This window comes from Rhizobium sp. Pop5, assembly GCF_024721175.1.
Taxonomy (GTDB): domain Bacteria; phylum Pseudomonadota; class Alphaproteobacteria; order Rhizobiales; family Rhizobiaceae; genus Rhizobium.
Genome location: NZ_CP099399.1, coordinates 654,467 through 667,641, shown reverse-complemented (window position 1 = coordinate 667,641; position 13,175 = coordinate 654,467). Strand labels below are relative to the sequence as shown.

The 13,175-nt window shown below is 62.1% G+C and carries 12 protein-coding genes; 8 read left to right on the top strand and 4 right to left on the bottom strand.

Annotated elements, in window-relative coordinates:
* Positions 1 to 46: 46 nt before the first annotated feature.
* The 3 genes from NE852_RS05370 to NE852_RS05360 are packed head-to-tail and all read left to right on the top strand — an operon-like array spanning position 47 to position 1,917.
* A complete protein-coding gene (locus NE852_RS05370; RefSeq protein ID WP_258156273.1) occupies positions 47 to 721 on the top strand; it encodes an energy-coupling factor ABC transporter ATP-binding protein in 675 nt (224 codons plus the stop codon).
* Positions 721 to 1,329, top strand: coding sequence for an energy-coupling factor transporter transmembrane protein EcfT (locus NE852_RS05365; protein WP_008529283.1), 609 nt, complete (start codon positions 721 to 723; stop codon positions 1,327 to 1,329). The genes NE852_RS05370 and NE852_RS05365 overlap by 1 nt, the downstream gene beginning before the upstream one ends.
* A 24-nt stretch (positions 1,330 to 1,353) precedes the next feature.
* Positions 1,354 to 1,917, top strand: coding sequence for a biotin transporter BioY (locus tag NE852_RS05360; protein WP_008529284.1), 564 nt, complete (start codon positions 1,354 to 1,356; stop codon positions 1,915 to 1,917).
* On the opposite strand, the gene NE852_RS05355 is transcribed toward NE852_RS05360, so the two are convergent.
* Positions 1,914 to 2,315 carry a thioesterase family protein gene (locus NE852_RS05355; protein ID WP_037172239.1) on the bottom strand — a complete coding sequence of 134 codons (402 nt, stop codon included), beginning with the start codon at positions 2,313 to 2,315 and terminating at the stop codon, positions 1,914 to 1,916. The genes NE852_RS05360 and NE852_RS05355 overlap by 4 nt on opposite strands.
* Before the next feature lie 291 nt (positions 2,316 to 2,606).
* On the opposite strand from NE852_RS05355, the gene NE852_RS05350 reads away from it, so the two are divergent.
* The 5 genes from NE852_RS05350 (at position 2,607) to dxs (ending at position 7,800) form a co-directional block, all read left to right on the top strand.
* Complete coding sequence (locus NE852_RS05350; protein WP_258156272.1) at positions 2,607 to 3,542, top strand: histone deacetylase family protein; 936 nt, start codon at positions 2,607 to 2,609, stop codon at positions 3,540 to 3,542.
* A gap of 2 nt (positions 3,543 to 3,544) precedes the next feature.
* Positions 3,545 to 3,796: an exodeoxyribonuclease VII small subunit gene (locus NE852_RS05345; protein ID WP_008529288.1), complete on the top strand. Its 252-nt coding sequence runs from the start codon at positions 3,545 to 3,547 to the stop codon at positions 3,794 to 3,796.
* A gap of 85 nt (positions 3,797 to 3,881) precedes the next feature.
* Positions 3,882 to 4,649 carry an SDR family NAD(P)-dependent oxidoreductase gene (locus NE852_RS05340; protein WP_008529289.1) on the top strand — a complete coding sequence of 256 codons (768 nt, stop codon included), beginning with the start codon at positions 3,882 to 3,884 and terminating at the stop codon, positions 4,647 to 4,649.
* Between the two features lie 89 nt (positions 4,650 to 4,738).
* Positions 4,739 to 5,662 carry a pirin family protein gene (locus NE852_RS05335; RefSeq protein ID WP_008529291.1) on the top strand — a complete coding sequence of 308 codons (924 nt, stop codon included), beginning with the start codon at positions 4,739 to 4,741 and terminating at the stop codon, positions 5,660 to 5,662.
* A gap of 221 nt (positions 5,663 to 5,883) precedes the next feature.
* Complete coding sequence (dxs, locus tag NE852_RS05330) at positions 5,884 to 7,800, top strand: 1-deoxy-D-xylulose-5-phosphate synthase (RefSeq protein ID WP_258156271.1); 1,917 nt, start codon at positions 5,884 to 5,886, stop codon at positions 7,798 to 7,800.
* A gap of 282 nt (positions 7,801 to 8,082) precedes the next feature.
* Here dxs and ltrA read toward each other — a convergent pair whose 3' ends face one another.
* The 3 genes from ltrA to NE852_RS05315 all read right to left on the bottom strand — a co-directional run bounded on the left by ltrA (position 8,083) and on the right by NE852_RS05315 (position 13,165).
* The gene (gene ltrA, locus NE852_RS05325; RefSeq protein WP_245270929.1) at positions 8,083 to 9,342 is read right to left on the bottom strand and encodes a group II intron reverse transcriptase/maturase; all 1,260 of its coding nucleotides are present in this window, start codon (positions 9,340 to 9,342) and stop codon (positions 8,083 to 8,085) included.
* A 664-nt stretch (positions 9,343 to 10,006) separates the two neighbouring features.
* Positions 10,007 to 11,944, bottom strand: coding sequence for a methyl-accepting chemotaxis protein (locus NE852_RS05320; protein WP_008529303.1), 1,938 nt, complete (start codon positions 11,942 to 11,944; stop codon positions 10,007 to 10,009).
* Positions 11,945 to 12,178: 234 nt separating this feature from the next.
* On the bottom strand, positions 12,179 to 13,165 hold the full coding sequence (locus tag NE852_RS05315; RefSeq protein ID WP_008529304.1) for a DUF4424 domain-containing protein: 987 nt from the start codon (positions 13,163 to 13,165) through the stop codon (positions 12,179 to 12,181).
* Between the last annotated feature and the right edge of the window lie 10 nt (positions 13,166 to 13,175).

Here is a 13,175-nt window from a genome sequence, read left to right as displayed (position 1 = left end):
TCGATTACCCGTATAGAAGCAGGACTTTCTGGATGCGAGGATTGGTTTGGATATTCGTTTCGAAGGCGCCGGGGTCAGTTTCGGAGCACGGGTAGCGCTGGAGCCGCTGACGCTTGCTCTCGGCGAGAAGCGTATCGGCGTCATCGGGCTCAATGGCTCGGGCAAAACGACTTTCGCACGATTGATCAACGGATTGACGAAGCCGTCGATCGGGCGGGTGATCGTCAACGGCCGCGACATGAGCGATGAAAAGACGGCCGCGCCTGATGTCGGCTTCATCTTCCAATCGCCGCAGAACCAGATCATCCTGCCGATCGTCAGGGACGACATAGCCTTCGGATTGAAGCGACGCGGCTTCACCAAGGCGGAGATCGAGGCGAAGGTCGACGGCGTGCTCGCCCGTTTCGGCGCGCAGACGCTCGCCGATCGAAGGGCGCACGAGCTTTCCGGGGGCGAGTTGCAAATAGCGGCCCTCTGCTCGGTGCTTGCGACGGGGCCAAGCATTCTTATCCTGGACGAACCCACCAACCAACTGGACCTCAAGAATCGGGCGCTGGTCGAGAAGATCATCACCGGGCTCCCGGAAAGCGCCATCGTCATCACTCACGATCTGGACCTGATTGCCGGTTTCGAGCGGGTGCTGCTGTTTCACGAAGGACGGCTTGCTGCCGATGCGCCGGCGGCCGACGCGATCACCCGCTACAGGGAGATCGTCCTCTGATGCAGTCGTTCTATGTCGAAGGCAACAGCGCAATGCATCGGCTTTCGCCACGCGTAAAGCTGCTTTCGCTTGCGATCGTCAGCGTCGTGCTGTTCATCAGCGTGAACATCGCGCTGCTTTCTGTCGCCGTGCTGCTGGCGGCAATCGTCTGCCGGATGGTCGGCATGCCCGTGAAGGACGGGTTGAGACGGCTGCGGCCGATCTTCCTGACGATCGTCATCGTGGCGTTCTTCAACCTCATCTTCAACCCCTGGCACGATGCAGTGGTGACGCTGCTGCGACTGACGGCGCTGCTGCTTCTGGCCGCCACCGTCACGGCGACGACGACCATTGCGCAATTCATCGACGAGGTGACGGCGCTCGCCCGCCCGCTGGAGCGTACCGGTTGGGTGCAGGCCGACGATATCGGCCTGGCCATCGGGCTCGTCCTGCGTTTCGTGCCGGAAATTCTCGGCCGGTATCAAGCAATCCGCGAGGCACATGAGGCGCGCGGACTGAAGGTCCGGCCAACCACGCTGCTCGCGCCGCTGATCATCCTGACGCTCAGGGATGCGGATAATGTCGCTGCGGCGATTGACGCGCGCGGCATTCGGCGGCATGGGAATTAACCATTAAAAATTACGGAGTTCATGATGAGCACCCGCGACCTCGTTCTTACCGCCCTCTTTGCCGCGATCATCGTGGCCCTCGGCCTGCTGCCGCCGATCACGCTCGGCTTCATTCCGGTGCCGATCACCGCCCAGTCGCTCGGCGTGATGATGGCCGGCGTAGTGCTCGGCGCCCGGCGCGGCGCGCTCGCCGTGGTGATCGTGCTGTTGCTGGTCGCTTTCGGTCAGCCGGTACTTTCCGGCGGCCGCGGCGGCCTTGCCATCTTCGCCTCGCCGTCGGCCGGCTTCCTCGTCGGCTGGATCTTTGCCGCCTTCGTTACCGGCTATCTGAGCGAACGGCTGGTCAATGAGCAGCAATCCGGCCTGGTGCAGACGGTGAGCTTCTTCCTCGCTGCCATGGTCGGCGGCATCGTCGTGCTTTACGCCTTTGGCATCACCTATCTGGCGACAGCCGGCGGCATGGGCTTCTCGAACGCCTTCGTCGGCTCGATGGTTTATCTCCCCGGCGACGTAACCAAGGCTTTCGTCGCAGCCCTTCTCGGCCGCGCCGTCATGGTCGGCTACCCGCTGCTGCCGGCGCGCGCCTAGTCCAAAAACCCATAAAGCCAGTCGCGCGTTTCCTCGGGCAACGAGGCCGGCGACTGGTCTTCGCGGGCGCGGGCCTGCCAGATGATTTCCACCTCGGCGGCACGCTCCTCCCCGGTGTCTATGGAAATCAGGAAGCCGATGGAACGCACGCCGATCTTGTCGACGGCTGCGGTGAAGGTGGCCGGTTCGTGATAGTGCAGCGGACGATGGAGAATGCAGGACACTTTGCTGGCGCTATAGAGCGGTTCGTCCTCCACGTCGGGGCGTGACGACCAGAAGCTCGAAAGGGCAGACTCCGCATAGGAAATATAGGAGGCCAGAAACATTTGGCCATTCATATCGACATCGCGAAACGGCACATGTATTTCCGCCACTCCTGGGCGTTTCGACTGACTCATAAACAGAACTGCCTTACAATATTCCCCAACGCCGACAGTACTGCATAAATCTTAAAATCGGAAACGATTTCAGGACGAAATCATGCAGCAGTTCAAAGCGTTACTGTAGGCCTCGCGAGTCTGTGTGACGACGGGGCGCTGCCGTGGCGCTGGTTTTCGAAGCAGCCGTCGCGAAGAAAGCTTTGCAATACCCAGAACGGCGTGCAGGCGCGAGAAGAGCGCTTGTTGAAATCATCAGGCGATGCCCCATCTGCTGTGGAACATGTCACATACGACCGATAGAGTGTCTCCATGAGCACCCGTCTTTACGAACATCCGATTTTCCTGGAACACGTGACGCCCGCCGGCCATCCGGAGCGGTCGGACAGGATCCGCGCCATCAATGTCGCGCTGGAACATCCGAATTTCGAGCGTCTGGAGCGCCGGCAGGCGCCGCAGGCGAGCGAGGACGCGGTGCTGCTTGCCCACCCCGAGGAACATCTTATCGCCGTCATGCGGGAGATTCCCGAAGAAGAAGATCGGATCAACCAGCTCGAAGCCGATACCTATGCCAGCCAAAAGAGCCTGCAGGCGGCGCTGACCGGCATCGGCGGGGCGATGGCGGCTGTGGACGACGTCTTTGCCGGCCGGGCCGACAATGTCTTCGTCGCCGCACGCCCGCCGGGGCACCATGCCGAGAAGTCGACGGCAATGGGCTTCTGCTTCTTCAACAATGCGGCGATTGCCGCTCGCCACGCGCAGAAGGCGCATGGAGCCGAGCGCGTTGCCATCGTCGACTGGGACGTGCACCACGGCAACGGCACGCAGGATATCTTCTGGGACGATGCCTCGGTGCTGTTCTGCTCGACGCATCAGATGCCGCTCTATCCCGGCACCGGCGCCAAGGAGGAGAAGGGCAAGCACAACACCATCGTCAATGCGCCGCTTTCGCCGAATGTCGGCAGCGACCATTTCCGCGAGGCGTTCAAATCCCGCGTGCTGCCCGCCCTTGACGATTTCCGGCCGGATCTCATCATCATTTCGGCCGGCTTCGACGCGCATCACCGCGATCCCTTGGCGCAGATCAACCTGACGGGCGAGGATTTCGACTGGGCGACCGGGCGCGTGCTCGAACTGGCCGACAGGCACGCGAAGAACCGGGTCGTCAGCCTGCTCGAAGGCGGTTATGATCTTGAGGGCCTCGCCGAATCGGCGGGCATGCATATTCTGAGAATGATGAAGGGTTGAGAATGTCTGACAGCGCCAAGCCTGAGGTATCGGGCCTTTCCTTCGAAAAGGCGGTCGCCGAACTCGAAAGCATCGTCGCCCGGCTGGAACGCGGCGACGTGGCGCTTGATGAATCCATCGAGATCTACGAGCGCGGCGAAGCGCTGAAGAAACATTGCGAAACCCTTCTTTCGGCCGCCGAAAACCGTATCGAGAAGATCAGGCTCGACCGCGCCGGCAAGCCACAGGGTGTCGAGCCGCTGGACGGCGCCTGAGCGCGCGAAACACCTTCTGAGGGTGCTTGGCGATCGGCTTCAGCCCGATCTATGATCCCCTTGCAAACCAATGAGGGGACAAGGAATGACGGACAGATTGAAGGGCAAGGTCGCTATTATCTCGGGCGGCGCGACCGGCATGGGCGGCGCCGCGTCGAAGCTCTTTGCGGCGGAAGGCGCGCGCGTCGCGATCATCGACCGCAACGGCCAGGCGGCTGATGAGACTGTCAAAGCGATCCGTGACGCCGGCGGCGAGGCCGATTGCTGGGCGGCCGATGTCTCGGACGAAGCCGCCGTCAATGCCGCAGTCGCTGGTGTGGAGGAGCGCTACGGCGCGGTGACCGTGCTCTTCAATCATGCCGGCACGATCGTCATCAAACCTTTCCTGGAAACGACCCTGCAGGAATGGGACTGGCTACATGCCGTCAACGTGCGCTCAATGTTTCTGATGACCAAGGCCGTGCTGCCGAAGATGATTGCGGCCGGCGGCGGCTCGATCGTCTGCACCTCGTCCATTTCGGCGGTCGCCGCCACGCCGATGGAAGTGCTCTACGATACGACGAAGGGTGCCGTGCATATGTTTGCCCGCGCCATCGCCGTGGAATTCCGCGACCGCAACATCCGCTGCAATGCCGTCTGCCCCGGCTTCATCCGCACGCCCCACGGCTTGCGCGAGGTCGCCGATCTGCAGGCGCTCGGCGTCGACGTTTCCGATGCCGCCATTGCCGCCCAGCAGGGGCGGATCGGCGAGCCCGAAGACGTTGCCCGGGCCGCACTTTATCTCGCCAGCGACGAGTCGAACTTCGTCAACGGCGCCCATCTTTTCGTCGATAACGGATTCACCGCAATCTGAGGTGACAGGGCCTCATCGGCACATCGTGTTGGACGCGCGGCGCTCGAGGCACTATTTGTGGTCGGTGCTTTTGCGATCGGAGATCCGTCATGTCCTTTTTTCCCGGTAAAGATCCCCTGCCCGGCGATGCCTTCGCCTGCGATGCGATCGAGAATCTGATCATCCCCCGCACCAGCGACATCGGCGGCTTCCAGGTGCGTCGCGCGCTGCCCACAAGGCAGCGGCGGCTCGTCGGCCCGTTCATCTTCTTCGACCGCATGGGCCCGGCGATCCTGAAACCCAACGAGGCACTCGACGTCAAGCCGCATCCGCATATCGGGCTGTCGACGGTCACCTATCTCTTCGACGGCGAGATCCGCCATCGCGACAGCCTCGGCACCGAGAAGGTCATCCGCCCCGGAGACATCAACCTGATGACGGCGGGGCGCGGCATCGTGCATTCGGAGCGCACACCCGACAATTTGCGCGGCCACCCGCTGCTGATGTCCGGACTGCAGACCTGGCTGGCGCTGCCGGACGACAAGGAGGAGATCGATCCCTCCTTCGCCCATACGCAAAAGTCCGAGATGCCGCTGATCGAAACGTCAGGCGTGCGCGGGCGCGTGGTCATCGGCTCGTTCGAAGGCATGACATCTCCCGTCGGTGTTTTCTCCGACACGCTCTATGTCGATCTGAACCTGGAGCCGGGCGCCAAGTTTCCCTTTGGCGCGGCTCACGAGGAGCGCGCCGTCTACGTGCTTTCGGGTGAAGTCGTCATCGCGGGTGACCGTTTCGCCGCTGATCAACTGCTGGTCTTCCGGCCCGGCGATGCAATTACGCTCGAGGCCGGCAGCGAGGGCTGCCACCTGATGCTCTTCGGCGGCGCGGCGCTGAATTCGAAGCGTTATATCTGGTGGAATTTCGTTTCTTCTTCGAAAGAGCGGATCGAAAAAGCCAAGGAAGAGTGGCGCACTGGCCGCTTCGATATCGTTCCCGGAGACGAAGAAGAATTCGTGCCTTTGCCGGAAAACTGAACCCTTTGCACTCGCGAAATAGAGCAGGATATCCTTCGAAAACCGCTCACGCTTTTCGGCATCATGCTTTAATAGTGGGAGCATGATGTTGCCCGAAAACCGCTCACACTTTTTTGCATCATGCTCTAAGGTGAAAACCTTCGGTTCCTGAAATGCACTTGTTTTGCCGCATTCTAATCGAATAAAGCGGAATAAGGAAAAGCAAGAAAGAGCGCCCGCCCGTGACACAATTGCCGAAGACCCCTCTGCTCGACCAGGTCACCTATCCCGCTGATCTGCGCAAGCTCGAGGATCGCGACCTGCCGCAGCTTGCGCGCGAGGTCCGCGACGAAATGATCGACGCGGTGTCGCGCACCGGCGGGCATCTCGGCGCCGGTCTCGGCGTGGTCGAACTGACGATCGCCATCCACAGCGTCTTCGACACGCCGGATGATCGGCTGATCTTCGATGTCGGCCATCAATGCTATCCGCACAAGATCCTCACCGGCCGGCGAGACCGCATCCGCACGCTGCGCCAGGAAGACGGGCTTTCCGGCTTCACCCGCCGGGCGGAGAGCGAGTACGATCCCTTCGGGGCGGCGCATTCCTCGACCTCGATCTCGGCCGGCCTCGGCATGGCGATTGCAGCCGATCTCGACAAGAACGACCGTCGTGTCATCGCCGTTATCGGCGACGGTGCGATGTCGGCCGGCATGGCCTATGAGGCGCTGAACAACGCCGGCGCGCTCGATGCCCGTCTCATCGTCATCCTCAACGACAACGACATGTCGATCGCGCCGCCGACCGGCGCAATGAGCGCTTATCTCGCCCGCCTCGCCTCGGGCCGCACCTATATGGGCTTCCGCGACTTCGGCAAGAAGCTGACGGCCTATCTCGGCAAGAACATCGACCGGGCGATCACCCGCGCCGTCGAACATGCACGCGGTTATGTCACCGGTGGCACGATGTTCGAGGAAATGGGCTTCTATCATATCGGACCGATCGACGGGCATTCCTTCGATCATCTGCTGCCGGTGCTGCGCAACGTGCGCGACAATGCACGAGGGCCGGTGCTGATCCATGTCGTCACCCAGAAGGGCAAGGGCTATCCGCCGGCGGAAGCCGCAGCCGACAAATATCACGGCGTCAACAAGTTCGACGTCATCACCGGTACGCAGGCGAAAGTGAAGCCGAATGCGCCGAGCTACACGAGCGTCTTTGCCGAAGCACTGGTGCAGGAAGCGGCGCTCGACGACAAGATTGTCGGCATCACCGCCGCCATGCCGAATGGCACCGGTCTCGACAAGCTCGCCGAAGCCTTTCCGTCGCGCTGTTTCGACGTCGGCATCGCCGAGCAGCATGCCGTAACTTTCGCCGCCGGCCTTGCCGCCGAAGGCTACAAGCCGTTCGCGGCGCTTTATTCGACCTTCCTGCAGCGCGCCTACGATCAGGTCGTGCACGATGTGGCGATTCAGGGACTGCCGGTGCGGTTTCCGATCGATCGCGCCGGCTTCGTCGGTGCCGACGGGCCGACGCATGCCGGTTCCTTCGACACCGCTTTCCTCGCCACCCTGCCCGGCTTCGTGGTGATGGCAGCGGCCGACGAGGCCGAGCTCAAGCATATGGTGCGCACGGCAGTGGCCTATGATGCCGGACCGATCTCGTTCCGCTATCCGCGCGGCGAAGGTGTCGGCATCGATATGCCGGCACGCGGGGAAATCCTGCAGATCGGTAAGGGCCGCATCGTCAAGGAAGGCACCAAGGTGGCACTGCTCTCCTTCGGGACGCGGCTTGCCGACTGTCTGCTTGCCGCCGAGGATCTCGATGCTGCCGGACTTTCGACGACGGTCGCGGATGCGCGCTTCGCCAAGCCGCTCGACCGCGATCTGATCCGTCAGCTGGCCCGCCACCACGAGATGGTGATCACCGTCGAGGAAGGCTCGATCGGCGGCTTCGGCAGCCAGGTGATGCATTTCCTCGCGACCGAGGGCCTGCTCGACAACGGGCTGAAGGTGCGCTCGCTTGTTATGCCTGATATTTGGATGGAGCAGGCCAAGCCGGAAGCGATGAATGCCCATGCCGGCCTCGACCGTGCGGGGATCGTGTCGACAGTGTTCAGGGCGCTTGGGCGCGGCGTTGCGGTTGGTGTGGCTGGCTAGGTGAATGCTTGAGGGCGTGCCGTGTAGCCCTCATCTGCCTGCCGGCACCAACCGGGGCGAGCCACGGGTCTCGCCCGTCCTTCGGACCCCCGCTGAGGAGAAGAGATATGCTGCAACGTCTCGACTCCCTGCTCTCCCCTCGGGGAGAAGGTGCCCGTAGGGAGGATGAGGGGGCCGCGAGGTCGGACAAACCTAACAGAAGCTTATTCCCAATCGGGTAGGAGGGAGCCTTGCGGCACCCTCCTCCCACACCACCGTGCGAACGGTTCCGTACACGGCGGTTCATCGAGTGTGGTTTAGGCGTCGGAGTTCCTGTTGGAGTGAGACTAGCCCCAGCTGTTCGAAGAAGGCTTTTCGGAAGGCGTCGTTCATGTGGCTGGCCCCGGCATTCCACCAAGGGCCGTGGCCGTTCCCCGCCGAGTCACGGGCACGCTGTTCCGTCAGTCCTCGTTGCCTCAACCGCATAGCGCGCGTGGCCGGTTTCTTCCATTGCCGCCACAGGATGCAGCGCAACCTGCGCCGCAGCCAGCCATCAAGGTCCTCGAGAATCCCCTTACTGTCGGTCAGCCGGAAGTAAGCAATCCAGCCATGCAGGATCGGGGTAAGGTCTTTGATGGTGGCGCCAAGGGCGCGACCGCGCCCGGCACGGAAGGCAGCCTTCAGCTTGCCCCTGAACCGCGCCACGCTCGACGCCGCGATCCGCAGACGCGGCGCCTTGTGGGCGGTCATGGTGTAGCCGAGGAAGGTACGCTTCCATGGACGGTCCACGGCACTCTTCGCGCCATTGACCGTTAGCTTCAGCCGTTCGGTAAGGAAGCAGGTGAGCGAGGCCATGACCCGCTCGCCGGCATGCTGCGAACGTACATAGACGTTGCAGTCGTCGGCGTAGCGGCAGAAGGCATGACCGCGCCGCTCCAATTCCTTGTCGAGATCGTCGAGCAGGATATTTGACAGCAGCGGCGAGAGTGGACCGCCTTGCGGCGTGCCTTCGCTGCGTGCCGTTACGATCCCGCCCGTCATCAGCCCAGCCTGCAGGTAACGGCGGATCAACCGCAGCACCTGCGTGTCTCCGATTTTGCGTGCCACGCGTGCCATCAAGACATCGTGGTTCACTCGGTCGAAGAACTTCTCCAAATCAAGATCGACCACAAAGCGACGGCCGCCGGCCACATAAGACCGGGCGGCAAGAACCGCGTCGTGGGCGCTCCGCCCCGGCCGGAAGCCGTAGGAGGAAGCAGAGAAGTCCGGGTCGAAGATCGGCATCAGCACCTGATGCATCGCCTGCTGGATGAGTCGGTCCAGGACCGTCGGGATGCCCAATTGCCGCATCCCTTTGCCGCCAGGCTTGGGGATTTCCACCCCACGCACCGGCGTCGGTCTGTAGCGGTCCGCCAGCAGGTCTTCTCTGATGCGCGGCCAATGCTCCGCAAGGTATGGCTTCAATTGCTCGACAGACATCTTATCGATACCCGGCGCACCCTTGTTCGCCACCACCCGGCGGTAAGCCGCCATCATGTTCTCGCGGCTGAGGATCGCCTCCATCAGTCGCTCATTCGCCTCCGGTCGAGAGGATCCCGGCCCTGCCGTGGTGTCTGATGCACCCAATGCCTGCCCTCGCGGCTTCCGGCCGCTGCTCTCAGCATGGGCACGGGGCGTCTCAGCCCCGTCTTCTGCGTCTGTCCTCACCATCGAAAGACCGGCCTCCGTCCGGCACTCAATGTTCGGCCCTTCACCGCTTGGTCGGCTAATACGGCTTCTGCTGACCCCTGCCGCCCCATCCCGACGCCTCGCGACGCCGGTAGCACACCTGAAACCAGGGGCAGGTCGGCAGGTCTCCCAGGGTAAGACGCGTGACCTTCGTGCCATATACCTGTCGCATCTACGGCCGCATCCTCCGGGTGATATTGGACTTCAGGCATTTGTGCACCTTCGTCCGGATGCGGTCGCCTCATATGCGTTTCCTGTTCGTCAGGCCGGCACTTTGCTTACAACTTCCTTCAGACCTCGCCTTGCAACGACGCCCTTGTTGTTCGGCTAGCAGTTCCCATCACCAGGGCCTGCAGAGGACTTTCACCTCCAAGTCATCAACCGGATACCATCCCGGTCAAACGGTGCTCTCGCACCACGCGCCATGCCTGGCGCACACAAAAAAGGCGGCGCCACCGCGCCGCCTTCTTCATTTGACGTCTCTTCCGAAAAAGCTCTCTCAGAACTCCGTCCAGTCTTCCTGAACCGCAACCGCAGCACTTGCCTGCCGGCCGCCGAAGGCCTTGGTGACCTTGCTGGCGAGGGCGCGGGCGGGAGAAGCGACCGGGCGGGCGTTTGGTGCGGCAACAGTTGTACGGGGCGCAGGAGCAGCCTGGCCGAGCTTGAACTGGTGCAGCAGTTCATCGAGGGCATTTGCTTCCTGGGCGAGCGCATGGCTTGCGGCAGTCTGCTCCTCGACCATTGCAGCGTTCTGCTGCGTGCCCTGGTCCATGTTATTGACGGCGGTGTTGATCTCCTGCAGCCCGATCGACTGTTCGCGCGTGGCGGTGACGATCGCGCCGACATGGCGGTTGATTTCCTGCACCTCGGTGACGATCGCCTCCAGAGCCTTGCCGGTTTCGCCGACCAGCGATACGCCGGTCTGGACATGGGTGCCGGATGTGGTGATCAACGCCTTGATCTCCTTGGCGGCGTTGGCAGAACGCTGCGCGAGTTCGCGCACTTCCTGGGCAACGACGGCAAAGCCCTTGCCGGCTTCACCGGCACGCGCCGCTTCGACACCTGCGTTCAAGGCCAGTAGGTTGGTCTGGAAGGCGATATCGTCGATCACGCCGATGATATTGGAGATTTCGCCCGAGGACTTCTCGATCTGCTCCATGGCGGAGACGGCCTTGCGGACGACATCGCCGGATTTTTCGGCGCCGAGGCGGGTGCGCTCGACGAGATTGCCGACATCCTCGGCCCGCTTGGCGCTGTCGCGAACCGTCGTCGTCACTTCCTCGAGTGCCGCGGCGGTTTCTTCAACGGCGGCAGCCTGCTGCTCGGTGCGGTGGGCAAGGTCGTCGGCGGCCGAGCGGATCTCGCCGGCGCCCGCATTGATGGCGGAGGCATTGCGGCCGACCGACTGGAGAGCCGCCTGCAGCTTTTCGACGGCATTGTTGAAATCGTTGCGCAGGCTATCGTATTGCGGCGCGAACGGCGTCTGGATGCGTGCTGCGACATCGCCCTCGGCGAGGCCGGCAAGGCTACCCGCCAAAGCATCGATCGCAAAACGCAGTTCGCCTTCCTCGCGGGCCTTCTGTTCGTCGGTTGCCCGGCGCTGGCGCTCGGCATCGTCGCGCATGCGATCAGTCTCGCCGGAAAGCCGCAGTTTTTCGATCGCGGCCTGTTTGAAGACCAGCACCGACTGGGCCATGCGGCCGACCTCGTCGCCGCGATCGACGGCCGGAACCTCGATGTCGTTCTGACCGCCGGCAAGGCGGTCCATCGCGGTCGTCATGCCGACGATCGGGCGGATGATGGTGCGCGACAGCAACCAGGCAAGAACGGCAGCGGCAAGCGCGGCGACGATGCCGCCGGCAAGCAGCGTCGTCTTCAGATCGCTGTTGGCTTCGGCGCGAACCGTGGCGAGGGCGTTCGATTTTTCGCGGGCAGTGGCCTTGATCTTGGCGGAGGCCTGACGGAAGCCGTCGAGCTGGCCCTTGGTGGCGTTGACACCGATCTTGACGACTTCCTCGATCGGCATGTCGGTTTCCTTGCGCGCCTTTGTCTGCGGCTCGGCAAGCTCATGGAAGTAAAGGTCTGCAGCCTTCTGCATGCCGTCGATCATCTCGACCAGCTGAGGCTCGGCAGCGGCAGTCTGTTTGGCAGCGGCAATCGCCTTCAGCATGCGCTCGCGATTGGCAAAAATGTCGCCATAGGTGCTGTCGCTGCGGAAGAGGATGAAGCCGCGCAAGTTGACGGCCTGCTCGAGCATGGCCTGCAGCGCATCGTCGATCTGGTTGACGAGCAGCTCGGACTTTTCCTGTTCGGCGGAAGCAGCCGCGGACGCCGTCGCCTTGGAGTAAACCAAAACAGAGAAGGATACGAAGATAAGGATGAGGGCTGCGAACGTGGCCGCAAGCTTACCATACAAGGATATGTTTTTAGCGGACATCGGCGAATTTCTCCTAACGACAGTCGACGCGGCGAGAGGCGGGTCGCGCCGAGGGCGCAACCGCAAGAACTCCTGAACTGGGAACATGATCGGCGGGGAGATGCTTGCGCCTTCATGGCGCCAAGCAGTTCAAACGAACCGCTGCAATCGAGCCGAACCTATGCGGGCACACTTTAAATTTGTTTAAATTGTGCACCGCAGCAGCGGCCAAGCTTAAATTATTGCGCAGCTGAGTTACGGCTGCGCTTCGGGGGGATTGAGGATCAGAATGTCCAGATCCTTATCGGGATCGAAATCCTCTGCCGCCATCCGGAAGGTGGTCGGCCCGATCTTCTGCACGTTGCTGCCGCAGAAGCTGATAAGGCTGCCGGGCTTGCCCTTGTCGATCGTCAACTGGAAGCGTCTGATCGGTCCTGCCCAGTTCGAGCCGGTCGACAGCACATAGGAAATCCAGCTTTCGGTGTAATTCGCGCCGCTTGTCTCGGCCTCCCGGAAACGCTGCTGCGCAACCCTGACAAAGTCACTATCCAGGCAGTATTTGCGGGAATATTCCTCGAAGCGCTCGCCCTTCGGCTCGCCATTGTCGAGGAAGCTGATCGCCACCGTGCCGCCTACGGCCGGCTTGTAGCGGTGCTGGACGGTGATCTTCGTTTTGGCAGGAAAGACCGTGCGCCACCAATAGGTCGAGCGCAGTGTCCAGAGCGGCACGAGTTCGTTTTCCGTCATGGGGTAGATAAGGCCGCGAGCGATCCAGTCCTTGCGGACGGTTTGCGGAAGTTTGGCGAGAGCCTCGGCGGTCTTCTGACTGAGCGGCAGGAGAGGAATGCCTTGCTTGGCCAATTCGTCGGTCACGTCGATGCCGAGCGAGATCACGCGCTGCTGCAGTTTGGCGGTGATCGCCTTGCCGTCCTGGACGGTGGAAAAATGCAGGAAATTATCGCTGTCATAGTCGGAGATGGCGGTATCGCCGTCCACGCGGCCGGTAATGTCAGGCATCGGAAAGGCAACCAGGCTTTCGACATCCTTGTCGGACGTATTCTCGAACACGTAGTCGACGCGCACTTCCGAAGCGGAGATGAAAAGATCCTCTTCCGCCATGCTGACATCTTCGGATTGGGCAAAGACCAGCCCGCCGGTCTTGACCTCGGCCAGAGTATCGTTCGCCAAAGCGGGCGACGCAATCGCCGCCGTCGCGACAAGAAGAGTGAAGAGCTTCGTCATGAAACACCCC

What these genes read in the sequence shown, in the direction of transcription:
- NE852_RS05365 (WP_008529283.1), top strand. Translation starts at nt 721, where the DNA reads ATGCAGTCGTTCTATGTCGAAGGCAACAGCGCAATGCATCGGCTTTCG.
- NE852_RS05360 (WP_008529284.1), top strand. Translation starts at nt 1,354, where the DNA reads ATGAGCACCCGCGACCTCGTTCTTACCGCCCTCTTTGCCGCGATCATC.
- NE852_RS05355 (WP_037172239.1), bottom strand. Translation starts at nt 2,315, where the DNA reads ATGAGTCAGTCGAAACGCCCAGGAGTGGCGGAAATACATGTGCCGTTT.
- NE852_RS05350 (WP_258156272.1), top strand. Translation starts at nt 2,607, where the DNA reads ATGAGCACCCGTCTTTACGAACATCCGATTTTCCTGGAACACGTGACG.
- NE852_RS05345 (WP_008529288.1), top strand. Translation starts at nt 3,545, where the DNA reads ATGTCTGACAGCGCCAAGCCTGAGGTATCGGGCCTTTCCTTCGAAAAG.
- NE852_RS05340 (WP_008529289.1), top strand. Translation starts at nt 3,882, where the DNA reads ATGACGGACAGATTGAAGGGCAAGGTCGCTATTATCTCGGGCGGCGCG.
- NE852_RS05335 (WP_008529291.1), top strand. Translation starts at nt 4,739, where the DNA reads ATGTCCTTTTTTCCCGGTAAAGATCCCCTGCCCGGCGATGCCTTCGCC.
- ltrA (WP_245270929.1), bottom strand. Translation starts at nt 9,342, where the DNA reads ATGGAGGCGATCCTCAGCCGCGAGAACATGATGGCGGCTTACCGCCGG.
- NE852_RS05320 (WP_008529303.1), bottom strand. Translation starts at nt 11,944, where the DNA reads ATGTCCGCTAAAAACATATCCTTGTATGGTAAGCTTGCGGCCACGTTC.
- NE852_RS05315 (WP_008529304.1), bottom strand. Translation starts at nt 13,165, where the DNA reads ATGACGAAGCTCTTCACTCTTCTTGTCGCGACGGCGGCGATTGCGTCG.